At 47.8% G+C, this 26,408-nt stretch carries 16 protein-coding genes, 1 pseudogene and 1 CRISPR repeat array (1 of these 18 cut by a window edge); of the genes and pseudogenes, 5 read left to right on the forward strand and 12 right to left on the reverse strand.

The window, feature by feature from the left end:
• A partial coding sequence (locus tag QUB10_RS07590) for a calcium-binding protein (RefSeq protein ID WP_333200947.1) occupies window positions 1–1,851 on the forward strand: 1,851 nt, incomplete at its 5' end.
• Window positions 1,852–1,939: 88 nt separating this feature from the next.
• Here the strand turns inward: QUB10_RS07590 and cruG are convergent.
• The 7 genes from cruG to QUB10_RS07625 form a co-directional block, all read right to left on the reverse strand.
• Window positions 1,940–3,142: a 2'-O-glycosyltransferase CruG gene (gene cruG, locus QUB10_RS07595; RefSeq protein ID WP_333200949.1), complete on the reverse strand. Its 1,203-nt coding sequence runs from the start codon at window positions 3,140–3,142 to the stop codon at window positions 1,940–1,942.
• Window positions 3,143–3,374: 232 nt separating this feature from the next.
• A complete protein-coding gene (cruF, locus tag QUB10_RS07600; protein WP_333200951.1) occupies window positions 3,375–4,316 on the reverse strand; it encodes a gamma-carotene 1'-hydroxylase CruF in 942 nt (313 codons plus the stop codon).
• A gap of 123 nt (window positions 4,317–4,439) precedes the next feature.
• The gene (locus QUB10_RS07605; RefSeq protein WP_333200953.1) at window positions 4,440–4,691 is read right to left on the reverse strand and encodes a hypothetical protein; all 252 of its coding nucleotides are present in this window, start codon (window positions 4,689–4,691) and stop codon (window positions 4,440–4,442) included.
• 6 nt (window positions 4,692–4,697) lie between these two features.
• Window positions 4,698–7,313: a CHAT domain-containing protein gene (locus tag QUB10_RS07610; RefSeq protein ID WP_333200955.1), complete on the reverse strand. Its 2,616-nt coding sequence runs from the start codon at window positions 7,311–7,313 to the stop codon at window positions 4,698–4,700.
• Window positions 7,314–7,432: 119 nt separating this feature from the next.
• Complete coding sequence (locus QUB10_RS07615; RefSeq protein ID WP_333200957.1) at window positions 7,433–10,351, reverse strand: S-layer family protein; 2,919 nt, start codon at window positions 10,349–10,351, stop codon at window positions 7,433–7,435.
• 65 nt (window positions 10,352–10,416) lie between these two features.
• The gene (locus tag QUB10_RS07620; RefSeq protein WP_333200959.1) at window positions 10,417–13,308 is read right to left on the reverse strand and encodes an S-layer family protein; all 2,892 of its coding nucleotides are present in this window, start codon (window positions 13,306–13,308) and stop codon (window positions 10,417–10,419) included.
• A gap of 65 nt (window positions 13,309–13,373) precedes the next feature.
• Window positions 13,374–16,271 carry a two-partner secretion domain-containing protein gene (locus tag QUB10_RS07625; protein WP_333200961.1) on the reverse strand — a complete coding sequence of 966 codons (2,898 nt, stop codon included), beginning with the start codon at window positions 16,269–16,271 and terminating at the stop codon, window positions 13,374–13,376.
• Window positions 16,272–16,471: 200 nt separating this feature from the next.
• Here QUB10_RS07625 and QUB10_RS07630 point away from each other — a divergent pair, with 200 nt between their 5' ends.
• The 4 genes and pseudogenes from QUB10_RS07630 (at window position 16,472) to QUB10_RS07645 (ending at window position 18,163) form a co-directional block, all read left to right on the forward strand.
• Complete coding sequence (locus tag QUB10_RS07630; RefSeq protein WP_333200963.1) at window positions 16,472–17,023, forward strand: DUF6036 family nucleotidyltransferase; 552 nt, start codon at window positions 16,472–16,474, stop codon at window positions 17,021–17,023.
• Window positions 17,020–17,310, forward strand: coding sequence for a hypothetical protein (locus QUB10_RS07635; RefSeq protein ID WP_333200965.1), 291 nt, complete (start codon window positions 17,020–17,022; stop codon window positions 17,308–17,310). The genes QUB10_RS07630 and QUB10_RS07635 overlap by 4 nt, the downstream gene beginning before the upstream one ends.
• Before the next feature lie 131 nt (window positions 17,311–17,441).
• A pseudogene (locus QUB10_RS07640) lies at window positions 17,442–17,673 on the forward strand (DUF433 domain-containing protein).
• A 46-nt stretch (window positions 17,674–17,719) separates the two neighbouring features.
• Window positions 17,720–18,163, forward strand: coding sequence for a hypothetical protein (locus tag QUB10_RS07645; protein ID WP_333200967.1), 444 nt, complete (start codon window positions 17,720–17,722; stop codon window positions 18,161–18,163).
• Between the two features lie 107 nt (window positions 18,164–18,270).
• On the opposite strand, the gene QUB10_RS07650 is transcribed toward QUB10_RS07645, so the two are convergent.
• The 5 genes from QUB10_RS07650 to QUB10_RS34205 form a co-directional block, all read right to left on the reverse strand.
• Window positions 18,271–18,510, reverse strand: a complete 240-nt coding sequence (locus tag QUB10_RS07650; RefSeq protein ID WP_333200969.1) for a hypothetical protein — start codon at window positions 18,508–18,510, stop codon at window positions 18,271–18,273.
• A 13-nt stretch (window positions 18,511–18,523) separates the two neighbouring features.
• Window positions 18,524–20,584: a ShlB/FhaC/HecB family hemolysin secretion/activation protein gene (locus QUB10_RS07655; RefSeq protein ID WP_333200971.1), complete on the reverse strand. Its 2,061-nt coding sequence runs from the start codon at window positions 20,582–20,584 to the stop codon at window positions 18,524–18,526.
• Window positions 20,585–21,387: 803 nt separating this feature from the next.
• On the reverse strand, window positions 21,388–22,395 hold the full coding sequence (locus tag QUB10_RS07660; protein WP_333099251.1) for a protochlorophyllide reductase: 1,008 nt from the start codon (window positions 22,393–22,395) through the stop codon (window positions 21,388–21,390).
• A 255-nt stretch (window positions 22,396–22,650) separates the two neighbouring features.
• A complete protein-coding gene (locus QUB10_RS07665) occupies window positions 22,651–23,769 on the reverse strand; it encodes an alkene reductase (protein WP_333200972.1) in 1,119 nt (372 codons plus the stop codon).
• Between the two features lie 124 nt (window positions 23,770–23,893).
• Window positions 23,894–24,049: a transposase gene (locus tag QUB10_RS34205; protein WP_445251122.1), complete on the reverse strand. Its 156-nt coding sequence runs from the start codon at window positions 24,047–24,049 to the stop codon at window positions 23,894–23,896.
• 135 nt (window positions 24,050–24,184) lie between these two features.
• Window positions 24,185–26,408: direct repeats of the CRISPR family, unit length 37 nt; unit sequence GTTTCAATCCCTGGTAGGGTTTTAGGTTGTTTTCGGC (it continues 4,556 nt past the right edge of the window).

Raw genomic sequence — 26,408 nt, forward strand, 5'->3', positions numbered from 1 at the left:
ACACCGACACCATTGGGAACACCCACTCCATCGGGAACACCGACACCATTGGGAACACCCACTCCATCGGGAACACCATCGGGAACACCCACGCCATCGGAAACACCCACTCCATCGGGAACACCATCGGGAACACCGACACCATCGGGAACACCTACTCCAACGGGAACGCCGACACAATCGGGAACACCCACTCCAACCAACTTCTTCGATTATTCGTCGTCCCCCAACAGCCTTACTCAAAACTTCAGCAACATCACTCAACCTGTCACTATCATTGGCAGTCCCTTTAACGACAACTTCACCGGTACAAGCAACGCAGACAATATTAGCGGTAGCGATGGTGATGACACTCTTGATGGTGGCGCTGGCAATGACACCCTCAATGGCGGAGTTGGCAACAACACCTTCACCGGGGGAGTTGGCAATGACACGTTTATCTTTAATTCCCTTCCTGGTACTTTCGGCGGACAAAACCTAATTTTAGACTTCACCCCTGGAGAAGATAAATTACAACTTGATGTCGCCTTCGGTTTCACCTCACCGGAACAAGTGCTCGCAGCATTACAATCTACCCCTTCGGGTTTAGTCTTAAACTTAGGGAATGGTCAAACTATCTCTATCAAAGCCAATTCTCTCTCACCAAGCGACATCATTCTCTTTAGTAATTCCACAGAAACACCGACACCAACGGGAACACCTACGCCATCGGTAACACCGACACCAACGGGAACACCGACACCATCGGGAACACCGACGCCAACGGTAACACCGACGCCAACGGGAACACCGGCACCAACGGGAACACCTACACCATTGGGAACACCGACACCATCGGGAACACCGGCACCAACGGGAACACCTACACCAACGGGAACACCCACGCCATCGGAAACACCATCGGGAACACCGACTCCAACGCCAACACCAACAACCAGCAACATCCCCAATGATGACTGCATCTGCGATGACATTGCCTATCCCAACTTAAACCAACCCAATGCAGTTGAAAACACCATACTTGGTGTATCGGGAATTCCAATAGGCACTGCCCAAAACGATGAATTTCTCGGCAGTAACAACGGCAATATATTCGATGCCAAATCCGGGAATGACAACTTATATGGTGGTGCCAGCAACGACATCTTTAATGGCAACCAAGGCAACGACTTCATCACCGGAGGCAAAGGTGACGACATCCTCTATGGAGATGAAGGAAACGACATCGTGCTTGGCGAATTGGGCAAGGATTTAATCTTCGGAGGCAAAGGCAATGACTCCCTAAATGGCCGCGAAGGTGATGACATCATTTTGGGTGATAAAGATGATGATTTCATCGATGGCGGTAAGGATAATGACGTTTTATATGGAGGCAAAGGTAACGACATAATGCTTGGCAGTCAAGGTGATGACAATCTGTTTGGACAGTTAGGTTCGGATACCATCTGCGGCGGTGAAGGTAATGACTTAATTAGCGGTAACGAATCAGCAGATATCCTGGGAGGGTGCGAAGGAAATGATACTCTTTACGGAGGCGAAGACAACGATACTCTCACTGGTTGTCAAGGTGATGATATTCTTTACGGAGACTTGGGTAATGATAGTTTGATTGGCGGTAGCGGCAATGATATCTTTGTCTTAACAACTGGTCAAGGATTTGATATCATCGCTGATTTTACAATCGGCCAAGACTTGATTGGATTAACCGGAGGTTTGAGCTTTAGCCAGTTAGCAATCACTCAAAATACTCAGGGAACTCTCATCAAAAATGTCTTGACAGGAGAAGAGTTAGGTGTGATGATTGGAGTGAGTGCCAATGCGATAACATCGGCTAATTTCCGGTTGATTTAGGAAATCAAGAAAAGTACGATCGCCCATTCGATCCAAAAGGGCGATCGCACTTCTACCAATTTTAAAAGCTGTAGCCAAAATTTAACGATTATTCATACTTTCGGCCGCGCCACTGAGTAGGCTGATTTAAAGCAGAAATTAGAATTCGCAAAAACGCCAGCGGATCGGCCAAAGGTGACAGCCAAAACAGCCATTTACCCGATGCCCCAGTTGTATCGTAAGAAGGTGCGATCGCGAAACACAAAGCCGATCGCACCGCAACCAAAAATACATTCAATCCCAACAGCCAAAAGTGCCCAAATACACCAACCGGCGGCAGCGAACCAAACAACAAATAGCACAACACAATCGGCACCGGCAAACCTTGAACCGCCAGCAACAGCCACAAATCGCCCCAGATTTGACCGCCCGAAGCAGCATCTTTCAAATCCAGCGATCGACCCCATTCATTCCAAGTCTCGATCGCCCCCTCATACATCCGCACCTTCAACACCTTAGCCCCATCCAAAAAGCCCACCTTAAAGCCCTTAGCAGCCGCATAGCGAGCCAAAGTCACATCATCGCAAAAAGAACCCCTCGCGACCTCATAGCCCCCCAATGCCACCAAAACCTCGCGCTTACACAAGAAACACTGACCGTTCGCCATCACCCGTTCCGGCACATCCCCGCCAGTCCCGGTCGGCCCGAACCGATAAACCAAAGTCATTAACAAAGCAGGTTGCAGCCACAACTCCCCCGGATACTTGAGGATAAACTGCGGCGACAGCGAAATCAAATCGTAATTTCCAGCCGCCGCCGTCTTCAGCAAACTCGCAATCAAACCCGGATGCGGCACAGTATCCGCATCTATCCCCAAAATCCACTCGCACTTCTCGGAACTTGCCAAAAAACCCGCATTCAGCGCCCAGGGACGCCCTACCCAACCCGCCGGCAGCGGATCGTCGTTAATCAAGCGAAACCGGGGGTCTTTTTGTGCTGCAGCTTTGACTAAATCTCCGGTTCCGTCTACCGAATAGCTGTCAACCACGATCGCTTCTCGGAGTTCGTAACTTTGGCGGCTTAATCCTTCCAAACAAGGCGAAATTCGATCGGCTTCGTTCAAAGTCGGTACTACCGCAGTACAAGAACCTAACAAATCCAGCGTCGGCGAATCGGGTTCTAGGGGCGGGATGCGCGATGGGCCTTTAATCAAACGCGACATCAGAAGGGCTGCGGCGGGCAATTGTAGCACCAAGAGTGCGACAGCGATGATACTTGTCAGCGATTGGGGGAACAGGTGAGGGGCGATCATGGGATTTTAGATTTTAGATTTTAGATTTTAGATTTTCAATTGAAGAATTGGGAATTACGGTTGGTGTCAATTTAAAAATTTAATAAAATTTTGACCTCAAACATATTACAGGAATTGGGAATGAAAAAATCGCCATTGAAAAACCCGGTTTCTACAAGAAACCGGGTTTTTAAACTAGCTCAAAATTTAGTGTAAATTTTTGCTAAATCAGCCGGGGTTGCTCACTAGCAACTCACTTACGCAAAACCCCCACGGGCTCAGGTGGAATTTGGGCCGTGAGAACAGATGTCTCCAAAGACGGCATTGTTTCTGTTACGTCACCTGTTGCGGGTTTAGCGATCCAGCTTAACGCGATCGCCGGAACTACACCCAGAAGCACCGCTAGCGATGTTGGGAACCAGAACCGAGAATCCAAGGAAACTACAGTGATAATTGCTCCGAAAGCAAAGTTTACCAAATAAACAATTAAGGGCAAACCCAATTCCGATCGCTCTAATTTAATCGGTGTTTTTCTCCACAAGAAAGCTGCGGAGGACATAAATAGCGCCCCCGTACCCATCCAGCCAGCCAAATTGCGGTAAGGCATCCCAAAGAAAGCGCCAAGTTCCTCAAACTCCCAAAAAGGCACAGAAGTTTGACTCATCGCCGGATCTAGTACAAAATCCCAAGCTGTTAGCAGCAAAGCACCAAGGGCGATCGCCCCTATTTGGCGCACCCAATTGAGTTCACCCTTACCGCCAGCTACTCCAGCGCGAGCAATTACATAGGAAACCAGTCCCAGATAAAACCACGAGAGGGGAATTGTAAACGGAACCAGCCCTGCAATTTTGTAGCCCAAACCGCTCAAATAATGGTAGTGCCCGAAGGGAAAACCCGTACTCGTTCCCAACAACTCGCTACTCAAGGACAAAAACACAGAAGGCACTAAAAAAGCCAGAGTTGCACCCCAACCCAATGTCCGCAAGGCATAGAGAGCAACTGCTGCAGCACCAAAGATGATATAAACTACTCCACCCCCAGCCATCCCCCACTGGAATAGCGTTTGCCCTGCTGGTGGCAAACTCATCACCAATTCGGGACGGGGTAAAATCAGCAGCAACCCTGCCAATCCAAAAGCCATTGACAAGACGTGGGCAATTAAGCAAAAGCGCTCAGCAATCAAAAGTTGCTTCATGGGACTCCTCGAAAAAATATTAGATGCAAAAAGCACTCTTAACAGTTTACAAACTTTAACAAAAAACCAACTGCATTTGAGTCAGTTGTCTGTTGTCAGTTGACTGTTGTCAGTTGACTGTTGTCAGTTGACTGTTGACTGTTGACTGTTGACTGTTGTCAGTTGACTGCCAGCCCCATGCCCAATGCCCGATGCCCAATGCCCGATGCCCAATGCCCAATGCCCAATGCCCCATGCCCAATGCCCAATGCCCGATGCCCAATGCCCGATGCCCCATGCCCGATGCCCAATGCCCAATGCCCAATGCCCAATGCCCAATGCCCAATTCCCAATTCCCAATGCCCCATGCCCAATTCCCAATTCCCAATGCCCCATCTTAAATCATTGCCAATTGCCCACAAGCACGAAAGGTGCCCAGAAATACGGATTCTGATACTGTGGGTTTTGCAACAGCGTTAATTGAGCGTTGCGGAGGGCTTCAGCTTTGCTGGTTTTAGAAGAAGCAAGCTGCTTGTAAAACTCAGCCATAAAGATAGCTGTAGATTCGTCGTTGACTTGCCAAAGGGTGGCGGCGGTGCTGCGGGCACCCGATCGAATTGCCGCCCCCGCCAAACCCAAAGCCGCGCGGTTATCGCCCGAAGCAGTTTCGCAAGCACTCAAAACCAAAAGTTCGATCGCCTGTTGTTTCTCCCCAGTGCGGGCTCGCAGCAGTCGATCGAACTCCTTAACATTCACTTTCTGATCCCAAGTCACAATAAAAGTATCCGCTGCATTCGAGCTAAACTGACCGTGAGTTGCCAAATGGACGATCGGGTAAGATACCGCTTTAATTCGATCCTGCAATCGCCCGCTGACAAAATCTTCATTCAGCAGCGAACTCGCCGGCATCTCGGCTGCAATTTGCTGAACTTCCTCCTTCACCCCCGGCAAAGCCGAGAAGCCTTGACGCGCTTCCGAGAGGCCAGCGGTGAGCACTTTTAACTTGACTTTGTTCAGCGGTTTCGGTGCCAGCAATTGCAATCCCGGCGCCAAAGCAATATTGTATTTTTCTACCAAAAACTTTTCACCGTCGTGCAGCACAGCCATCGGCAGATTCCGCAAATAACCGTCGAGCACAAATACCAGGGTTTTAATCCCGGCGGCGGTCAAATCCGCCTCTGCGGGGCGGATTAACCAGTCATAAACCTGTTCAACGGGTTGCCTCCTGTCGCGGGGGAAAGCAGCAGGCCTGATGGTATTTTTGGCTTGTCTGAAGGCAGTTTCCAACTCGGCTTGAGACTTCTTCGTAGCGTAGCGGCGCAGGGGTTTGCCGGGAATTGACAAAATTACCTCCAAACGATCGCTCAAAATAATCGGATAAATCACCGCCGCAGTCGGATCAATTTCCTCGATCGACTTTGGTTTAGCATCAGCACAAGCATCCCGGAAAAAGTTGTCCAATTCTGCCAACTGCAAAGATTCCACCGTTTGGCGCGCTAGTTTCAATTTAGTTTGACTGGGAGATTCCTCTTGCAAAAGCAGCCCGACTAATTCCCGATAAACCGGTTCGGCACTTTCCCGAAACGAAAATTGCACTTCGGGATTGACTGTTACCAAATCGCCCCGCAAAGAAGACAGTACATTCACAGCTTGAGTATATTGAGCGATCGCCCCTTCTGTATTTCCCTGAGCTTTCCGAATCCGTCCCAGTTGCCAAAACAATTGATAAGCAATATCGGGAGATTGAAAAGCCGGTGCTAAACTCAAAGCCTCAGTTGTGAGATTTTCCGCTTTCTGATACTGCTGTTGGATTTCTGATAGTTTGCCTTTCGCTGCCAGAATATAAGCTTGTATGCGTTTATCGCCCAAACTGTTTGCTCGTTCGACAGAGCGATCGAGCATGGTGTCAATCTCGCTTAAACTCAAAGTTTTCGCAGGCGACTGAGCTAATTTCATCAAGCTTTGAGCTAGATTAATTTGAGCGTAAAGTCCGGCGCGATTCGACCCAAATTTATCGGTTTGAGGTTCGAGAGAACGCCACAAAGCCTCTGCTTCCGACCAATCTTTGCGATCGAGTAACAAACTCAATTGGTTTAACTTTGCCTGAATTTGTAGGGGCGATCGATCCGGCATCGCCTGGATCGATCGACCATAATACTCTAGGGCCAAGCGTTCCCAATCAGCCCGCTGTTCTGGTGTCAAACCCGGTTTATTGCTTTTAGCCCGTACCGTATTGCCCAGATTGAGATAAATTGCAGCCTCCTCTGGCCTGCTACCTAATTTTTGGGCTGCTTCGAGTCCCGCCGAAAGCACATCCTGCGATCGTTCCAGTTGTCCCAAAACCCGCAGTACCCGCCCTAAAGCATGAGTTGCCCGGACTTGTTCGAGAGAAACTGGCTGATTTTTCAAAGTTTCCACACCCGCTGTCGAAACTTCGCAAGTTTGGTTTTCCAACTTGAAAGAAGCTAACAGCATTTTGCAAGCCCTGGGATAAAGTCCGAGAGTTTCCCAAGCCCGACTTTGATTAATTTGAACTTGAAAAAGTTGGTTCTTTCTATCAATTTGCTCGAAAATTTTAGCGCTTAACTCCAAGTTATCGATCGCATCTTGAGTCTGCCCCCGTTCAAGTTGCAACTGTCCTTGAATGTTGAGAGTTTCAGCCAAAATCCGCTGCTGTTCGGGAGTGTTGGCTTGGGTTCGCACAGCCGACAAACTCGAATTTACAGCTTTTTCTGCTTCTTCCCAAAGCCCCAACTGCCCATAGGTTGCAGCTAAATTGCTCAAAGCTGTGGCGCGATCGAGATTTTCGCCTTTTGCCTCAAACTGCGCCGCCGCTTGCTGCAACAAAGGTACAGCTTCCGAAAAACGTTCCTCTTGGTACAGAGTTCGAGCTTGTCGAACAAGCTGCACCGCTGGTGGTGGATTAACCTGAGCAATTCCAGGAGGAATCGCAATTGCTAGCAGACAGGAAATCACAAATAACAGAATTACTTGTCGGAGCGATCGGGTAAACTTCATATTTAGAAAATAAAATTACAAGCGCAGACACACCTACTAACTCACCCAAATACATCTTATTCTTTATCTGCGTTAATCCGTGTTAATCCGCCTACATCTGCGGTAAAAAAAACCTAATTTCAACGCGGCACACAAACAGAACTAGGTCGAGGATTGCGAGAGTCAGCAGCATTACCCGGATTATATCCAACAAGCATAACTTCTCCTTTCGCATTCACCACCCAACCTTGCGCCGGAACAACTTCCCGATCGGGGATTTCCCCTTCTTCCTTCTTCTTCCCTCGATCGGTTACATCGGTTACATCCTGTACATTCGTTGCCGAACTTCCTGCCTCTTCCACCCAATTAAACTGGCTAGAATTGCTGCTGAGGGCATCATTGGGACTGGGTGGCACTCCTCCTTTCCCAGTGACGGTAAATGCGCTCTGGGCCTCTTGCGTGCAGGGATTTGCCGCAATTAAAGCAGCCGGATCTACCACATTTTGCGGCAGTTCCACTAAACCTTGAGCAGGATTCACCCCAGAAGCACTAAATGTTACAGTACCTTGCAAAGCCGGGCCGCTACTTTGGGAAATCGCCGCAATATCGCTGGTAGGAATTAGAGAAGTCGGACTTACTTGCAACGCTGCAAATTGAGCATCAGTCAGTCCTAAACTACTCCTGGCTTGGTCGCGGTTAAGGCTTGTAAAGCCAAAGATATTTGGTACATTGACCGTAACTTGTCCGCCCCTAGCTGTGCGAGCATTAGCTGTAATATCACTATTTTCTCGCGGTAAAGCTACCAAAATATCGCTATTAATTCTGATATTACCGCCCTCAGAAATACCTGCATCCGTGGTGATTCGACTGCCGCGCCGCAACTGAATGTCTTGCGCTTGCAGGTTAATATTAGCCCCTGTACCAGAGACAGTAGTGCCATCAATGATGCTTTTATTATCCAGGGCAATTGAGTTAGCTACAACGTTAATATTGCCAGCCCTACCTGTTCCTGAAGATTGAACGTTAACAACTGCACTATCCCGAAGAATCAATTGATTAGCATTCAAATTCAACGAGCCTGCATTTCCGCTAGCAGTGGAATTGACAGCATTAAACGCCCTACCAACCGAGGCCTCAATTCCACTCCTCAACCCACTGTTACTCCCAATACCTTGCACTTGTAAGCGATCGGCATTAATTGTAATATCTCCTGCATCTGCTATACCCAAAGAAGCCGCAGAAATAACCCCCCCATTCTGCACAGTTAGTTTAGGTGTTGAGATGCGGATATCTCCACCTCTACCAGAACTTGCAGTTTGAGTAACAAAAGAACTTGCAACATAGCCCGCATTCCCCAAAAATCTTGACTCGCCGCTCACCTCTATAGACTCGGAGGCTCTCACAGTTAAATTTCCTCCCGTCCCCCCACTTGTAGAAAACACAACTTCGCCAAAAATAGCACCAGTCGTTAAACTAATTGTGGCTCCATTAGAAACACTCAGCCGCTTAGTGTCGATGCTAATATCTCCACCTTTTCCATTCCCATCAAAAGTATTCGTGCCGAGCCGAGTTTGCCCTAGACCTCCAGGAAGACTACCCGATAATTCCACAGATTCACTCGCTTTAATCGCGATATTCCCCGATGCTCCATCACTAAGGCTGAAGCTGGCAAACGCACCGCCATCGCGCAGTATTAACCGTTGCGCTTCAACAGAGATGTTTCCGCCTTGACCAGTGCTTTCGTTCGTTGTTCCGTTATAGAGCGTTGAACTGACGAGTTCGACGGTGTTGGCGCGGATAGCCAGATTTCCACCATTCCCGGCACCAAAGGTGGGGGCACCGCCCACTACCCCATTGCTCATCAACAGCCGTCCGGCTTCAATGTTAATATCTCCGGCGGCTCCACTGCCAATAGTGCTAGTAAACAGAACGATTTGCGAAATAAATGGGTTGCCTGTTCCAGATGTCTGAAAATTTTCTGTAAGCTGCTGATAGCCCTCAATTCCCAACCCGATCATTTCTACTGAGTCAGTAGCGCGGATGTTGATATCGCTTCCTCTCCCCTCTCCCAGTGTGGATGCGAAAATTTGCGATCCCCCCTCTACTCGCAAGTTTTGGGAATTGATGTCAATGCCTCTACCATCAATATTTCCGAGTGTCAGTCCATAAATCCCTGAACCGTTAAGATTAATATTTCCACCTCGAATATCGACTTTCCCACCTCCTAATCCGCTAGTATTTATAAATGCACCGTTCATTTCAATATTGCCGAAGTTCTGAATATTGCCATAGTTTAAATTCAGACCTAAAGCTGTTGGTTCAAATTGCACTAAACCTGGACTCTTGACGCTACCTAGAAGAATTTGTCCGGTATAAGCAGTTAGATTTCCTCCTTGCAGTTGAATGTCACCGCCAATTAATGCTAAAGTTTGACCGGGATCTACGGCTAAACCGAGTTTTTCAAAAGCAGGAATTTCTATGGGTAGTGGTGGTAAGGCGGATGTAGGAGCCTTTGTTTGGGAAGAGTTGACAATTGTGCCGGGATTTTCTCTAAACCTTAAACCCACAGGAATATTAATCGCTAACAATGGCACTGCATTAGAATTAGCTGCACTAAATTCAAACCCATTATCAAAGAGAACGCCGCTACCTGTTGAACCAATAAAAGAGCCGCGTAAGTCTAACCGCGCATTGGGGCCAAAGATAATCCCTTTCGGATTAAGTAAAAATAAGTTAGCATTACCTTGAACTCCCAACACACCTAAAATATTGGAAGGGCTGCCACCAGTAACGCGGGTAAAAATATTCGCAATCCCGTTAGGATTGGCAAAATATGCGCCTCGTCCTTCACCAACGTTAAATTGTTGTAAACTGTGAAATAAATTCGCTCCGCGAGTTGCACCGCCTTCTATTCTGTCCGAGGGTAAGTTATTAATCGTGTCCGGAACTGTCCGCGAACTTTCTGTTCCCAAGCTATTATCGGGGATGATTTGGGCGACGCCGGGGAAAGGAAACAGCAGTAAGAACGCAAAAAATAGGGCGCAAGATTGGCGGGGCATCTTTTAATTCCTGTTAATTTAGTATTAGGAAAATAGCGACGGGTTAGCTCAAACCTGAAGAGTACCTATTGAGGTACGCAAACACCCGTCGGTTTCGGATTGCGAAGAGATGCACCATTACTTGAATTATACGCTACCAGCGTTACTTTTCCTTGCTCATCTATTACCCAACCTTGAGCGGGAATAATTTCTGTTGGCCGCATTTCTATGGAAGCTCTTGGGCTTTCTATTTGCTGAGTTCCACCTACCGCTGGTTCCACCCAATCAAACTGGCTAAAATTGCTGCTGAGAACATCATTAGGACTCGGTGGCACTCCTCCTTTCCCAGTAGCGGTAAATGCGCTATCGGCCCCTTGCGTGCAGGGATTTGCCACAATTAACGCAGCCGGATCGACAACATTTTGTGGCAGTTCCACTAAACCTTGAGCAGGATTGACTCCAACAGAACTAAATGTTACCGCCCCTTGCAAAGCCGCGCCGCCACTTTGAGAAATCGCCGCAATATCGCTGCTAGGAATTAGAGAAGTAGGACTTACTTGCAACGCTGCAAATTCGCCGTCACCGATCCCCAACCTGCTTCTGACTTGTTCGCGACTCGTTGCTGTAAAACCGAAGACATTGGGGACATTGATATTCACGCGCCCACCGCCTGCCGATCGCGCATTAGCAGTAATATCGCTATTTTCTCGTGGTAAAGCCACCAAAATATCGCTTTTAATGTTGATATTGCCACCATCAGAAATACCCGCATCGGTGGTAATTTGGCTGTTGCGGCGCAATTGGATGTCTCGCGCTTGCAGGTTAATATTTGCCCCAGTACCCGATACAGTCGTGCCGTCAATCCTCGCTTTGTTGTCAAGAGCGATCGAATTTGCGACAACATTGATATTACCAGCGCGTCCGGTTCCCGTAGCCTGCACCGTCACTATAGCTCCATCTCTGACAATTAATTGATCGGCATTCAGATTCAACGAACCCGCATTTGCCGTAGCATTGGGATTGACAAAATTCAGCGCCCTGCCAGCCGAAGCCTCAATTCTACTGCTGAACTGACCGCTATTCCCACTGCCTTGGACTTCTGTGCGATCGGCATTAATTTTAATATCTCCCGCATCTGCTGCGCTCAAAGAAGCCGCAGAAATAATACCCCCATTTTTTACAGTGAGCATGGGCGTAGAGAGGCGGATATCTCCACCCCTAGCAGAGCTTGTACTTTGAGTACCCAGAGAACTCGGTGCGAAACCCGCATCCCCTAAAACTCCAGACACGCCGCTCACTTCTATCGACTCTGAAGCTCTGATAGTTAAATTTCCTCCAGGTCCCCCACTGGTAGAAAACACGGTTTCGCCAATAATCGAACCCGTAGATAAAGTAATTGAGGCTCCATCAGAAACAGTCAGCCGCTTAGTGTCGATGGTAATATCCCCAGCTTTCCCATTCCCATCGAAAGAGTTGGTGCCGAGGATAGTTTGCGCCGTACTTCCAGGGAGACTCCCCGACAATTCTACAGATTCAGAAGTTTTAATGGCGATATTCCCCGATGCTCCATCACTGCGGCTGATAGTTACGAGATTGGAGCCACCGCGCATGATTAAGCGTTGAGCCTCAACAGTTATGCTGCCGCCAGAGCCGATACTTCCGCGATTTGTTCCGCTGCTGAGCGCAGAACTGACGAGTTCGACGGTGTTAGCACGGATATTCAGATTTCCGGCATTTCCAGGACTAAAAGTGACTGTACCGCCCAGTACCCCATCGCGCAGCAGCAGCCGTCCAGTGTCAATGTTAATCTCTCCGGCGGCTCCACTGCCAGCAGTACCAGCACTCAGAACTATTTGCGGGTCAAAAGGGTTGAACGTTCCAGAGGGTAGATATTGGCTATAAAACCGCTGATAGCCTTCAATTCCCAGCCCGCTCATTTCTACTGAGTCAGTAGCGTGGATATTTAAATTGTTCCCCTTCCCATCTCCCAATGTGGCGGTGAGAATTTGCGACCCTTTATCTACTCGCAAGTTTTGGGCATTAATATCAATACTTCTGCCATCAATATTTCCCAATGTTAGGCTATAAATTCCCGAACTACTGACGGTGACATTTCCACCTGTGATGTCAATTTTCCCGCCTCCTAATCCGCTGGTGTTTATAAATGCACCGTTCATTTCTATATTGCCGAAGTTCTGAATATTGCCATAGTTTAAATTCAGACCTAAAGCAGTTGGTTCAAATTGCACTAAACCAGGACTCTTCACACTTCCCAGTAATATTTGTCCGGTATAAGCTGTTAAATTTCCACCTGGGAGTTGAATGTCTCCGCCAATTAATGCTAAAGTTTGGCCGGGGTCTACTGCTAAACCAAGTTTGTTAGAAACAGGAATTTCTACGGGCAAGGGCGGTAAGGTTGGTGTGGGGCCGATTGCTTGGGAAGAGTTAACAATTGTGCCGGGATTTTCTCTAAATCTTAAACCCACAGGAATATTAATCGCTAACAATGGCACTGCATTAGAATTAGCTGCACTAAATTCAAACCCATTATCAAAGAGAACGCCGCTACCAGTAGATCCAATAAATGAGCCGCGCAAATCTAACCGAGCATTGGGGCCAAAGACAATTCCTTTGGGGTTAATTAAAAACAAGTTACTGTTTCCCAAAACTCCCAGAGTTCCTAAAATATTAGAAGGGTTGCCACCAGTAACGCGGGTAAAAATATTCGCAATTCCGCTGGGATTGGCAAAATAGGCTCCCCGCCCTTCACGGATGTTAAATTCACGCAAGCTGTGAAATAGGTTAACGCCGCGAGTTGCACCGCCTTCTATTCTGTCCGAGGGTAAGTTGTTGATAGTATCGGTCACTGTCCGCGAACTTTCTGCACCCAAGCTGCTGTCTGGGATAATTTGAGCGACGGCGGGGAAAGGACACAGGAGTAAGAATGCAAAAAATAGGGCCCAAGATTGGCAGCGCATCTTTTAAGTCTGATTAATTTAGTATTAGGAAAATAGCAAGGGGTTAGCTAAAAGCTGAAGAGTACCTATTGAGGTACGCAAACACCCGTCGGTTTCGGACTGCGAAGAGATGCAACACCACCAGCATTATAGGCTACCAGCGTCACTTGTCCTCGATCGTCCATTACCCAACCTTGAGCGGGAATAATTTCTGTTGGTCGAATTTCTAGGGATGTTCTTTGACCTTCTACTTGCTGACTTCCACCTACCGCTGGTTCCACCCACGGAAACGGTTCTCCTGCGCTGCTGAGAACTTCATTAGGACTCGGTGGCAATCCCCCCCGCCCCGTCACAGTAAACTCGTTCTCGGCCCCTTCGATGCAGGGATTTGCAGCAATTAACGCAGCCGGATTGACCACATTTTGCGGCAGTTCCACTAAACCTTGAGCGGGATTCACTCCAACAGAACTAAATGTTACCGCCCCTTGCAAAGCCGCGCCGCCACTTTGGGAAATCGCGGCGATGTCGCTGCTAGGAATTAGAGAAGTAGGACTTACTTGCAACGCTGCAAATTCGCCGTCACTGAGCCCCAACCTGCTTCTGACTTGTTCGCGACTCGCTGCTGTAAAACCGAAGACATTGGGGACATTGATATTGACGCGGCCGCCGCCTGCAGTGCCGGCGTTGGCTGTAATGTCGCTGTTTTCTTGCGGGAGGGCGACAAGAATGTCGCTGTTGATGTTGATATTGCCACCGTCCGAAGTGCCTGCATCGGTGGTAATTCGGCTGTTGCGGCGCAATTGGATGTCTCGCGCTTGCAGGTTAATATTTGCCCCAGTACCCGATATAGTCGTGCCGTCAATCCTCGCTTTGTTGTCAAGGTTGATCGAATTTGCGACAATATTGATATTACCAGCGCGTCCGGTTCCCGTAGCCTGCACTGTCACTGTAGCTCCATCTCGGACAATTAGTCGATCGGCATTCAGATTCAACGAACCGGCATTTGCCGTAGCATTGGGATTAGTACCGAATGTCTTGCCCACCGAAGCATCAATTGTACTGACAAACAAACCATTATTTCCGCTGCCGCTGACTGAAATGCGATCGGCATTAACAGTAATATTCCCCACATCTCCATATCCCAAAGAGCTCGTAGAAACTATCCCCCCATCCCGCACAGTCAGGCTTGGCGTATCAATCCGAATATCCCCACCCCGACTAGAGCTCAAAGTTCCAGAAGTCAGCGCGCTAGCATTCTGAATTCCGCTGGTCAAAACTTGGGAAATACCTGAAATTTCTACTGACTCAGTAGCCCTAACAGTTAAATTTCCCGCCGGCCCCCCCTCCTGAGAAAACAAAAACCTGCCAACTAAAACACCCGTTCCTAAAGTAAAAGCAGAACCTCCCGAAAGAGTCAACCGCTTCGTATCAACGTTAATATTCCCCGCCCTTCCGTTAGAACCGATACTCAGCGTGCTGATGCCAGTTGACACAACAGTTTTCGGGCCGGTGTTAGACAATTCTACCGATTCAGCAGCTTTAATGTTGATATTCCCCGACGGGCCGCTGCTGTAACTTGTAGTACCCAGAAGAGAACCGTCGCGCATAATTAATCGATTGACATCAACACTAATACTTCCTCCCGCACCGGTACTTTCTTTCGCTGTCCCGTTGTTGATTCCAGAACCCACCATCTCAAAAGTATTGGCGCGAATGATTAAGTTTCCTCCCCTTCCAGCACCAAAAGTTATCCCGCTACCTACTACCCCATTGTTGAATAGCAGGCGGCCGGTGTCGATCGTAATATCCCCCCCCGAACCAGCGCCAGCACTAGCATTCAACAGCACAAATAGCGGGTCAAACGGGTCTGTAGTTCCCGATACCAAATATTTAATTGCAACCTGTTGATAGCCCTCAACTCCCAGCCCGCTCATTTCTACTGAATCAGCAGCCCGGAAGTTAATATGGCCTCCTGCACCATCTCCTAGAGTCAGGGTAGAAAATTGCGTTCCGTTTTCCACCCGCAACTTTTGAGCGCTGATATCGATACCTCTACCATCAATATTTCCCAGTGTCAGCGCATAAATTCGCGCACCGCTGAGGGCGACATTTCCACCTTTTAACTCTACTCTGCCACCACCAATTCCGCTGGTGTTAATCAGTGAGCCATCGGATATTTGAATATTGCCAAAGTTCTGAATATTGTCATAATTTAAAGTTAAATTTCCCTTTTCCTCCGCTGTCATTGCAAAATTAACTAAACCGGGACTCGTTGCGCTACCGAGTAAAATTTGTCCGCCGCTGGCGGTTAAATTGCCGCCTTGAAGTTGGATGTCGCCGCCAATCAGTGCTAAAGTTTGACCTGGTTCTACTGCTAAACCAACTCGATCGCTAATCGGGATGGGCACAGCAGAGGCTGGCAGGTTTACCTTTCCTAAAGCCGTCGATTGGTTGACAATTGCACCGGCATTGTCTCTAAATCTTAAACCAACGGGAATATTAACGGTTAACAGCGGGGATGTTTGCGGGTTTGTGCTGCTGAATTCAAAGCCGTTATTAAACACAATACTGTCAGCCGTTGAACCGATAAACGAACCGCGCAAATCTAACCGCGCATTCGGCCCGAATATAATTCCTTTTGGGTTAATTAAAAATAAGTTGCCGTTGCCTAAAACTCCCAGAGTCCCTAAAATATTTGAGGGGTTGCCGCCCGTAACGCGGGTGAAGATGTTGGCAATTCCGCTGGGATTTTCAAAATAAGCTCCCCGCCCTTCACGGATGTTAAATTCGCGCCAACTGTGAAATAGGTTAACACCACGAGTTGCGCCGCCAGTGATTCTATCTGAGGGTAAGTTGTTGATTGTATCGGGAACAGTGCGCGAACTTTCCGGGCCCAGGGTATTATCGGGAATTATTTGGGCGAAGGTTTTCGAGGGAAATAGCAATAAGAAAACAAACAGTAGGCCGGAAGACAGGCGAGACATACCTTAAATCCTGTTATATAAATAATATCGTTTCCGGTTCCATCAGAATTATATATTTGGATTATATCAGTGCGATCGCCCCAGTGCTCGATCGGCTCTCTTTCACCCCTAAAGTGGACTTTTCCCAAATATAATCAAGATAGCTTTTTTTAGTGCGACGGCTGAGGAAATCTGTTTCTGTTTAAATATGTGTGTAGAATATGCGTCCAAATGTTGACTCTCAGAAGATAGAACGATTGATGCAAGTCTTGGGTAGAGAAGCTCAGGGTTCAGGCTGCATTTATTTTACGGGTGGTGCTAGTGCCCTACTGATTGGATGGCGGAGTTCCACAGTTGATATCGATATTCGTCTAGATCCTGAACCCCCAGGCATCTTTCAAGCGATAGCCAAAATCAAACAAGAATTGAACATCAATATCGAACTAGCTTCCCCACAAGATTTCTTGCCCCCACTTCCGGGCTGGCGTGACAGGAGCATCTTCATTGGCAAACACGGTCAAATCTCGTTTTATCACTATGACTTTACAGCCCAAGCGCTCTCCAAACTATCCAGGGGATTTGACCGTGACATTAAAGATGTTCAAGCCATGTATGAAAATAAATTATTTTTCTTAGAAGAACTACGTGAGAGCTTTGAAGCCATTGCACCCGAATTAATACGATTTCCCTCTCTTAATCCTGATGTGCTTAGAAGCAAAGTTGAGAACTTCATCGAACGTTTTGAAAGTAACTCAGAGGAGGAACAGTCATGAGCTTGAATGAGTTGCCGGGAGCGGAGCTAATTCTACCTGGATTGGACGAGCTTCATCATGGTAAGACGAATACAGTTGGGTCATTGTTAGTCGCGATCGCAGCAACGCGCCTAGCCGAAGCGGGCTTAGATGTTCCTAAAGATCGTCTAGCAGCAGAGCCAGAACTGACCCTGTATGCTCTTCTTGAAGATGAACGGGATGATGCTTACCTCTATTACAATGCTTTGCTGAATCGCCTGAATAGCTTTTGCAACGCACTTGAACTTGGTTATATGTATAAGCTATGAGAATGGGATTACGCTATTTCAAAAAACTTTTGCGCGATCGTATTAAAAACAAGATTGACAACCTTGCCAGATCCGCAGCCATAGGCTAAGATTTTGCAAAGGTCGAGAACACGATCGCGATAATTCTAACTATGAACTACCGAAACCACATCACGATCGAACCAAATAAACGCGGTGGTAAGCCTTGTGTACGCGGCTTGCGAATTACGGTTTATGAAGTGCTTGAGTACCTAGCTTCCGAGATGACCGAAGCAGAAATTCAAGGGTGATTTTCCCGATCTGACGCGAGAAGATTTAAAAGCCAGCATAGCTTATGCTGCTGACCGCGAGCGTCGGTTTATGACTGCGACCTTATCCGCATGAAATTACTTTTATAAGTTAGCCGTCAATTTTAATCTTTGGACTATTCATGAAAATCTTAACGAAATCTATTCTCTTCCTTGTGCTATTTACCAATCCGGTGCTAGCTAACGAGCTAAACAAAGCTGAAAAAGTGTTTGCTAACTATCAATCGCTTGAGCGCGCATTTGATCCAGCCGTAGCTGATCTTTACTGCGACACAGCACTGATTCGCAATGTGCGGACTTACCCAGGTGGGAGGCAGCGAACCCTGGAGTTTCCAGCACCGAAATATAAAGACCTAATTCGTGCAGTCATGCCCGTTGCAAAGGCCCGTGGTGACTATAGCACCTACTCTAAAATTGTTTATTCACTTGAAGGCAAGAGTGTACGCATTACTGCTACACGCTACTCTGTTCTGAAAAATTACTCAAGCACAATTTCGCTGCTAGTTGGAAAATGTAACAACGGTCAAACCGGAGTGCTTGAAGAAATTAGCCAGTCGCGGCCTTGACGGCTAACAATTCGTTCAAGCCGACCCCGCAGCGCGGTCGCTTAACTCAGGCGTTATCTGGTAAACACTGCCTGACCTTGGAGATGATTCGGAAGCTCTATCGAGTGTCAAATCAAAGCCCCTAACGCTTTCAATGTCGCTTTTTGAGCATTCGTCAATTCCGCCCGGCCTCGAATATTCATGCCTTCATACAGCCGATCGCCCATCAACGTCCTAATACAACATCCTGTCAGGATATCCCACAGTTTAATCGTGCGATCGAGGCCGCCACTTAATAAAATTTGACCGTCAGCGCTAAAGATGAAAGTGTTGGGCTCTAGCGTTGCGTAGGGTTCGATCGCACTCAACCCAACCTACAATTTAAAACGGAAAATAATTGATTCTAAAGTAGATGCCTTTTTCCTGCAAAGTTCGATCGCCCGATCGAGCATTGATCAAAGGAATACCATAGTCTAAACGCACATTCAACCGATCGCCCATCTGCCAAACTAAGCCCAAACCCGCACCCAGCAGTTTATCCGAGTCAGGATTCGGCTTTTCCTCCGAATGGTTCCACCCTACCCCAAAATCGATAAACGGAGCGACTTGCAACAAACCTTGGACTTCCGGGACACGCCAAACCGGGATTCGCACTTCAGCAGACGCGATCGCACCGCTATCAGTTAACAGCAAATCTTGGCGGTATCCGCGCACGCTTTGAACGCCACCGATCCCAATTTGTTCGAGGGAAAGCAGGGGGCGATCGGCTAACTGAATGTCGGAACGCACTATCAGCAAGGTTTCGGGCGCTAGCAGCCGCACGTATTGCGCTTGTCCGCGCCACGCCAGAAAGTGGCTGTCGGGCCCGCTATCGTTCGCAGTCGCGCCCAAAAAATTAGTGCCGAGGGAAAACTGCGATCGCGCCGCGAACACTTGGCTGGAACTCCGCTGCACGTATTCCTGAAAAAAGCGCACAGCCGAAACCCGGGTTTCGCCGCGCTCATTTGCTCCCGCCGAAAGCGCAAATCGTTTCCCTGACAGGAATGTATCGCTTTCTTGCCGCGAAAAACTCAGTCCCAAAGCCAAAGTGCGATCGGGCTTTTCGACAATCGGCTGACGGTAAGTTAACTCGTAAGTGCGCGATTTCCCCTCGATTTGGGCAGCATCAAACGGTTCCTCGATGATATTGGTGCTAGCAGCACTCGCAGCGAACCCAATCGTGCCGTTGCGCGCGTTGACGGGGACTGTGTAGCTGCCGTTGAATTCATTGCTGCCGTCGGTGTTAGCATAAGATACCTCTAATCCGTCGCCCAAACCGAGCAAATTTGCTTGATTGATGCGGATACCGCGCCGAAAACTGCCGACGCTGGGCGATCGATTGTTGTCTGCGAACACTTCAGCGCTAAAGCTGTCTGCTTCTTTTACGCGCACTTCTAAGCGGCTGTTTTCCGGGCGGCTTCCGGCTTGCAATTCGGCGGAAATATTGCCAATTAAGGGGTCGAGTTGCAGCATTTGCAAGGCTTCCAGCAGGCTATCGCGATTCAGGGGGCGTCTGGTAGCCCGTTCTAGGCGCGATCGCACGTAATTTGAATTTAAGCGTCTGTTTCCAGTAATCACAATTTCATCTAATCCGCCTTCTACAATCCGAATTTTCACCACACCTCCTTCTCTCGGAAAGGTTTGGTTGGCGGGAATTACAGCGCCGGAATTGATGTATCCTGCCGCTACATATTTTTGAGTGACGGCTGCTTCGGCTGCGATCAGTTCGGCAAAGGTGATTTCGCGACCGGCAAACTGTTGCGTAACTTCTGCGAGTTCGCGATCGCTAAAAGCTGTGTTGCCCTCAAATTCAAAGCGATCGACCTTAATTGTACCCAGAATGCCTGGTCTAATTTCGCTTTCAACTGGTGTTGGCTGGGTGGGTTGGAGGGGAGACGGCGCAGGGGGTTGCGGCGGCTCAGGAGGTGGTAATTCTGGTTCTCGCGGCAAAATTGGGTTGGGCAGTTGGGCTAGTTGCGAGGTTCGATCGATACCCAAATCAATTTTTTGTGGGTCAATATTTTCTTCTAGTTTTTGATCGGAGTTAAAAAGCTCGGTTTCTTGAGTTTTTGTGCTGAAAGTGCGATCGGCTGAATTTGCCGCTTCCGACTCTAAGTCGGGGATTTCCGCAAATGGGGATAAGGGTAGAGTTGTCGCCAAAGCCGATCGTTCTGACTCTGTGGGTAACTGCGTTTGCTCGTCTTTTATCGGCAAGTCTTCGCGTTTGTCAAGATTAGTATCGGGAAGGAAAGCTCGATCGCCTCCGCTGCTAACTGCGGCCAAATCCTCAACATTTGAGGCCAAAATTTCAACTGTGCTAGCGGATGTTTTGGCTGGTTTTCCCAACAAAACTAACCCAAAAATACCAGCGAATAAAAATAGTTTTTGCGATCGACAAGCCATAGAATCTAATTATCTCGAATAATTGGGTGAAAATATTTTCCGCAATAGAGCACCCTCAAGTAAAAATCAATCTTAACAGCAAAAAAAGGAAACAGCCGTCCCAGCCAACAGTTTCGGCGACGGCTACAAACCAAAAGGTCGATCGACGGCTGTTCATTTCCCAAGACTTACGCACCAACTGGCTTATTATCCGAAAAAATATCGTGTAAGTCGATCGTAAACAGTAAAAAAAAGCCGATATTTTGGGTTGCAAAACCTACGCTTTCATGCTAAGGTCGCAACCAGAACAGTCCTGCACGCCACGGTAAACCAGAAACCGGGTTGTGTCCGAAAAGACGCGCTACAACTGGGAGCTGGCACCATTCTCAATAATTTTTTTATGAAGAGGCAAGATGCCTGTTCCACAAGAGATAAATTTTCTTGTGGAACAGGCATCTTGCCTGTTCTTAATAATAGTGCAAGATGTGAGTTACAACCCGCAAAGCCACTAAAAAACCCGGTTTCTTTGATTTTGGTGCATCATACCAAATCCGACTTTAATACCAGGGCTGTTTCATTCTCAAGAAAACGATGATTTTGTAGGGGGTAGTGCTACCCCTACTCCCCGTGCCTACCCTCCTCATCCACCCACGATTTTGTATCTGTTTCAGGAATTGGGGCAGCCACGGGGGGCGGCCCCTACAAGAGAATGAAACAGCCCTGCTTTAATACCCCTTTTATTATTGAGTCCGCGTCTACCCACTTCCTGTGCGTAGACGCCGTTTCAAGCGCCAAGCCTGATCAAGGGGATTTGTAACTTTGAATTATGCAGAGCGGCCCGCACCAGCCGCAGCACCCATTTGAGCCCCGTCAGTCAATCCCACCAACTTAGCACTCAACTCCCACATCCGCTCGCCTTTTTCATCATCGCGGGCCTGGGGAGAAACCTTTTGCACAAAAGACTTACCATCTTTTTTCTGGCGGTTCCCCCAACTCCAATAAGCCCCAGATTGCTTGTATTCGGGATCAGCAACCACCATCGCCAGCCTTTCCCCCGCCAACTCCTGCGACACGTAACCCCCGGTGATATTCTTCTGAAACAGCGGGAACAGCTTCTGAAATAGGGGATAGTGATTGCGGAACAGCGGCGTATCCGCGACGCATCCCGGATACAGCGAAGTGAAAGTAATCCCCGTGGATTCGTGAAAGCGGCGGTGCAATTCCCGCATCGTCAGCACGTTGCAAACTTTGCTATCTTTGTAAGCCTTGACCGGTTCAAACTTCTTGCCATCAACCATCGAAATCGGGTCTTTGAAACCCGCTTCAAAACCCTCAAACTTGCCTAAATCCGGGCGCGGCGGAATCTTCCCGCCCAACTCGTCTGGATTGTGAGTCACGGTTCCCAAAATCACGATTCTCGCATCGGAATAATAGGAAGGCTTCATATTTTCCATCATCAGGTTGCACAGCAGGAAATGACCCAAGTGATTGGTAGTCATCGTCAACTCATAACCCTCCGGGCTCCGCAGCGGTTCCTTAATCAAAGGCATATAAATGGCCGCGTTGCACACCAAAGCGTCCAGAGGCCTGCCGCTGGCCTTAAATGCGCGAGCAAACCGGCGCACGCTCTCCAAATCGCCCAAGTCAATCTCCATGATGGAGAAACTGCCTTCAGGTATACCCAACTCGCGGGCGGCGTCTCCGGCTTTTCGCACGTCCCGACAGGCCATGACTACGTGCCATCCCTTGTCTGCGAGAGCTTTCGCGCCGTACAAACCGACGCCGGAGGAAGCGCCGGTGATGATAACCGTTGATTTGTGATTTTGTGCCATCTTGTTAAAAGCGCTTCCGCTATTGATTATTTTCAGGCACTCAAACCCTGAGCTAGCAGCTTGGATGTTTTAAAGTACCCTATGGTTATTAGGATATGGGGAAACGTTCTCGATCTCAACCGGCGATGACAATTAAATATCGCTTCAACTCCCACTCCTACTTTGGTGAATTAACCATAAATCCTGTTGGGGCGAGTTGACCATTATCTATGATTGACATACTCGGTATTGATAAACCCGCCCCAACCAACTCAATTAAGAAATAGCCGCCGATTCCTGATATCTAGGGAAATCGATATAACCTTCAGGCTCAAAAGAATACCAGACGCCGACTTCAGCAGGCGGATTGAGCGGCCAACCATTAGTAAAACGCTCTACCAAGTCAGGATTGCTGATAAAATCTCGACCAAAAGCAATTAAATCCGCAACTTTGCTGCTCAGGGCCGTTTCAGCCTGTTCTTGAGTATATCCGCAGTTGCCGACGAGCGGCCCTGCAAACACATCGCGAAACTCTCCTATCATCATCGGTGTTCCCAATTCATGAAAGCCAAAAGCTAGACCGTCCACCAAGTGAAGGTAAGCTAAATCATAGGCATTTAACTGCTTCGCGAAATACAGAAAATCTTCGCGGTAACTGGGAGAACCCATGTCATTGAAAACACCGTTGGGAGAAAGTCTAACTCCCACTTTGTTTGCCGGAAATACTGTGATAATCGCCTCTACAATTTCCTTAAGAAAACGGTAGCGATTTTCAACTGTGCCGCCATAGGAATCAGTGCGGTGATTGGTTTTTGTTTGGAGGAACGTGTCAATGAGATAGCCGTTTGCCGCGTGAATTTCTACACCGTCAAAACCTGCCATTTTAGCTCGTTCTGCCGCCTTGCGATAATCTTCTACAACCAGGGAGATTTCATCGGTTTCTAGAGCGCGGGGAGTTTCGTAGGGTTGTTTGCCTAGAGGGGTATGAATGCCTTCTCCGTTTATTTTGATGGCAGAGGCTGCAACTGGCAATTGATTGTTTTGATGAAAACTGCTGTGGGAAGCTCGTCCGCAGTGCCAAAGCTGCATGAAAATCGGCGTTTCGTGGGCATGAACCGCAGTCACAACTTGTTTCCAAGCTTCGCCTTGTTCGTCTGAATAAATACCGGGTGTATTGAGCCAACCATTAGCTTGAGTAGAAACCACTGTGGCTTCTGTAATGATTAAACCAGCGGAGGCTCGCTGAGTGTAATACTCTGCCATCAAGGCGTTGGGCATCCGCGCTTCACCGGCTCTGGCTCTCGTCATGGGTGCCATGAGTACCCGGTTTTTTAAGGGTAAATCTCCGATTTTGAAGGGGCTTAGTAGGAGTGGAGAAGTTGTTTGAGTGGTCATAATTTTGAGGTTTTCTCAACAGAAGAGTCTGGGAAATCACATTTAGCAACGGCCGGTGTTATGCTCCCAGGCGCAAGACATCCAAGGGTCGCCAAAATGTAAGCAATCAAACTCATCAAGCTGTTTACGATTTTGACTTTTTAGCCAAGACTCTTCTTTGTTCAATTTTGTTAAACTCTGGAGAGTATGGCGGTAAATATAATAGTCTACACCCTGCTGTTTGAATCAATTCCTGAATCGGAGCACTTTTATCAAATGTGAGATTATCGATGAGCACCACCTCTGCTGTGAGTGTTGGAAGTAAATTTGTTTCCGGCGAAGAAGGAGTCAGGAGTCAGGAGTCAGGAGTCAGGAGAAGAATACCCTCTTTCCTCCTGTCTCCTCCTCTGCTGAATACTGCTGAATACTTCCGAAAGTTTCAATCCCTGGTAGGGTTTTAGGTTGTTTTCGGCTGGAGGGCGTCGCGCCTAGCATTTAGTGCTTTAGGATTGGGCGGTTTCAATCCCTGGTAGGGTTTTAGGTTGTTTTCGGCTAGCTTCTAGGTATATTCCTAATTCATCATCTGGGTCGTTTCAATCCCTGGTAGGGTTTTAGGTTGTTTTCGGCGCTGGAATCTCCATCTTTTCCCCAGTTTTGGGGTTCCGTTTCAATCCCTGGTAGGGTTTTAGGTTGTTTTCGGCAAAGATGCTATCATGGGTTTATTAAAAATACTTGTTTCAATCCCTGGTAGGGTTTTAGGTTGTTTTCGGCAGAAATTCAATAGTTACTAAAGGAGGGGGCTATGTTTCAATCCCTGGTAGGGTTTTAGGTTGTTTTCGGCGTATTGATGAGGCAAGCTATGTTTTTATTCAAAGTTTCAATCCCTGGTAGGGTTTTAGGTTGTTTTCGGCGCACAGCCTATAACAGACACCACGCCAAGATTAGAGCGGTTTCAATCCCTGGTAGGGTTTTAGGTTGTTTTCGGCCAAACACGTCTTTATCGCCTGAAAATCTTTCTACGTTTCAATCCCTGGTAGGGTTTTAGGTTGTTTTCGGCGAACGCGACCTGGAAGAAATTATTGCCGAAGCCGAGTTTCAATCCCTGGTAGGGTTTTAGGTTGTTTTCGGCTCATCTGCTTTGGCGGTGGTCGATCATGTCGCCACATTAGAGTTTCAATCCCTGGTAGGGTTTTAGGTTGTTTTCGGCTTATAACACTAAAACATCATGAATATAGCATTAAGTTTCAATCCCTGGTAGGGTTTTAGGTTGTTTTCGGCTCGACACAGCGGCGAATCCCGAAACACACCCACCAAACGGTTTCAATCCCTGGTAGGGTTTTAGGTTGTTTTCGGCTTGACCCTGATGCAATTTCTAGAGTTGCAGATTTACTCAGTTTCAATCCCTGGTAGGGTTTTAGGTTGTTTTCGGCTCTCGCTTCCCCTGATGCTGATGTGGAAGAAGGTTTCAATCCCTGGTAGGGTTTTAGGTTGTTTTCGGCGTAATCCCTTCCTCTCTCAAGCTTTGGGCTGCTACTAGGTTTCAATCCCTGGTAGGGTTTTAGGTTGTTTTCGGCCCAAATAGAGGAGCTAAAGATTAAGCAATGAGAGGTTTCAATCCCTGGTAGGGTTTTAGGTTGTTTTCGGCTACCGTCGGCGGCGAGATAGTTTTGCAGCGGGTAAATCTGTTTCAATCCCTGGTAGGGTTTTAGGTTGTTTTCGGCTCCATACCTAGCTCAGAGGGCGGTACGGATACTCGGTTTCAATCCCTGGTAGGGTTTTAGGTTGTTTTCGGCGTGATACGCGATCGTCATCGTCGGCAAACTTGGAGTTTCAATCCCTGGTAGGGTTTTAGGTTGTTTTCGGCATAATCGTGACTCACACCCGCACTCTAGCAGGTTTGGGAGTTTCAATCCCTGGTAGGGTTTTAGGTTGTTTTCGGCCCAAATATGAATTCAGATCCATTTCTCCGTTCAAGGTTTCAATCCCTGGTAGGGTTTTAGGTTGTTTTCGGCGCTAATAAGAAATAATCAGCGGTTTCTATTAGCTGTTTCAATCCCTGGTAGGGTTTTAGGTTGTTTTCGGCTCGGCAACTTACTCACGCAATACTTCATTTTTTAAGTTTCAATCCCTGGTAGGGTTTTAGGTTGTTTTCGGCGAATGAAATCTTGGATAGATACCGATTCTGGTAAAGTTTCAATCCCTGGTAGGGTTTTAGGTTGTTTTCGGCCAGACATTCTGCAAGCTGTGCAACAGCGCTGCGAAAGTTTCAATCCCTGGTAGGGTTTTAGGTTGTTTTCGGCTCCACGAGGAAAAAACAGGAAGCTTTACCGTCTATCCCGTTTCAATCCCTGGTAGGGTTTTAGGTTGTTTTCGGCCCATTAATCTTGATACCCGCGTCCCAGAATACCAAGTTTCAATCCCTGGTAGGGTTTTAGGTTGTTTTCGGCTCAATTTTTCGATTTTGTAAGTAACTGGAATCCTTAGTTTCAATCCCTGGTAGGGTTTTAGGTTGTTTTCGGCGGATACATGAATTTACGGAAATATGCACGGGAAGTTTCAATCCCTGGTAGGGTTTTAGGTTGTTTTCGGCTTTGCCGATCGGTCGTCAAGGGCGATCGGCTGCTAGTTTCAATCCCTGGTAGGGTTTTAGGTTGTTTTCG

The organism is Microcoleus sp. B5-D4 (assembly GCF_036705145.1).
Classification (GTDB): Bacteria; Cyanobacteriota; Cyanobacteriia; order Cyanobacteriales; family Microcoleaceae; genus Microcoleus.

Bases quoted from the DNA above. Each gene is read 5' to 3' on its own strand.
- QUB10_RS07605 (WP_333200953.1), bottom strand. From the start codon at position 4,691: ATGGGGCATTGGGAATTGGGAATTGGGCATGGGGCATTGGGAATTGGG.
- QUB10_RS07660 (WP_333099251.1), bottom strand. From the start codon at position 22,395: ATGGCACAAAATCACAAATCAACGGTTATCATCACCGGCGCTTCCTCC.
- QUB10_RS07655 (WP_333200971.1), bottom strand. From the start codon at position 20,584: ATGGCTTGTCGATCGCAAAAACTATTTTTATTCGCTGGTATTTTTGGG.
- QUB10_RS07635 (WP_333200965.1), top strand. From the start codon at position 17,020: ATGAGCTTGAATGAGTTGCCGGGAGCGGAGCTAATTCTACCTGGATTG.
- QUB10_RS07665 (WP_333200972.1), bottom strand. From the start codon at position 23,769: ATGACCACTCAAACAACTTCTCCACTCCTACTAAGCCCCTTCAAAATC.
- QUB10_RS07625 (WP_333200961.1), bottom strand. From the start codon at position 16,271: ATGTCTCGCCTGTCTTCCGGCCTACTGTTTGTTTTCTTATTGCTATTT.
- QUB10_RS07615 (WP_333200957.1), bottom strand. From the start codon at position 10,351: ATGCCCCGCCAATCTTGCGCCCTATTTTTTGCGTTCTTACTGCTGTTT.
- QUB10_RS07610 (WP_333200955.1), bottom strand. From the start codon at position 7,313: ATGAAGTTTACCCGATCGCTCCGACAAGTAATTCTGTTATTTGTGATT.
- cruG (WP_333200949.1), bottom strand. From the start codon at position 3,142: ATGATCGCCCCTCACCTGTTCCCCCAATCGCTGACAAGTATCATCGCT.
- QUB10_RS07645 (WP_333200967.1), top strand. From the start codon at position 17,720: ATGAAAATCTTAACGAAATCTATTCTCTTCCTTGTGCTATTTACCAAT.
- QUB10_RS07630 (WP_333200963.1), top strand. From the start codon at position 16,472: ATGCGTCCAAATGTTGACTCTCAGAAGATAGAACGATTGATGCAAGTC.
- QUB10_RS07620 (WP_333200959.1), bottom strand. From the start codon at position 13,308: ATGCGCTGCCAATCTTGGGCCCTATTTTTTGCATTCTTACTCCTGTGT.
- cruF (WP_333200951.1), bottom strand. From the start codon at position 4,316: ATGAAGCAACTTTTGATTGCTGAGCGCTTTTGCTTAATTGCCCACGTC.